1 protein-coding gene and 1 pseudogene are annotated in these 807 nt (G+C 58.6%); both read left to right on the top strand.

The window, feature by feature from the left end:
* Positions 1-383 (top strand): 6-phosphogluconolactonase (locus H6B10_RS14750; RefSeq protein WP_204652283.1); only part of this gene is annotated, 383 nt, incomplete at its 5' end.
* A gap of 19 nt (positions 384-402) precedes the next feature.
* Positions 403-807, top strand: a pseudogene (locus tag H6B10_RS14745) (N-acetylglucosamine-6-phosphate deacetylase); the annotation flags it as partial.

The raw sequence follows: 807 nt of genomic DNA, 5'->3' as shown, positions 1-807 counted from the left end.
ATGACTATGTGATCAAGCGCGTGGGCGGCATCGACCTGCAGCTGCTGGGCATCGGCCACGACGGCCACATCGGTTTCAATGAGCCGGGCGAAGCCTTTGAGCTGGGCACCCACTGTGTTGACCTGAAGCCCGAAACCATCGAAGCCAACAAGCGCTTCTTTGAGGGCAACGAGGATCTGGTCCCGAAACAGGCTTACACCATGGGCATCAAGACCATCATGCAGGCCCGCAAGGTCCTGATGGTTGCCAACGGCAAGGACAAAGCCGAGATCGTCAAGAAGGCGTTCTTTGGCCCCGTCACGCCGGAAGTTCCCGCCAGCATCCTGCAGATGCACCCCGACTTCATTCTGGTTGGCGACGAGGAAGCCCTGAGCCTGATCTAAAGGCAGGAGGAGCATTGTTATGATTATCCGAAACGCTAAGGTATTTTCCGATGGCTGCCGCTTTGTGGAAAAAGACCTGGTAATTCGTGACGGGCGCATCGTGTTCGGCGCCGCTCCGCAAGAAAACGAAGAAATCATTGACGCCCAGGGCGCCTATGGCCTGCCCGGTCTGGTGGACATCCACTTCCACGGCGCGGTCGGTCACGATTTCTGTGATGCAGATGAGGCCGGCCTGCAGGCCATCGCCGATTTTGAAGCCAGCAAGGGCGTGCTGGCCATCTGCCCCGCCACCATGACCTTTGACGAAGAGATCCTGAACGGCATTATGGATGTGGCCGCTGCCCACAAGAATGAGCGCGGCGCCGATCTGGTGGGCATCAACATGGAAGGCCCCTATATCAGCCCCCGCAAAGTGGGTGCCCAG

It is taken from the genome of Gemmiger formicilis, from assembly GCF_016901605.1.
Classification (GTDB): domain Bacteria; phylum Bacillota; class Clostridia; order Oscillospirales; family Ruminococcaceae; genus Gemmiger; species Gemmiger formicilis_B.
This window is presented reverse-complemented; position numbering and strand designations above follow the sequence as displayed.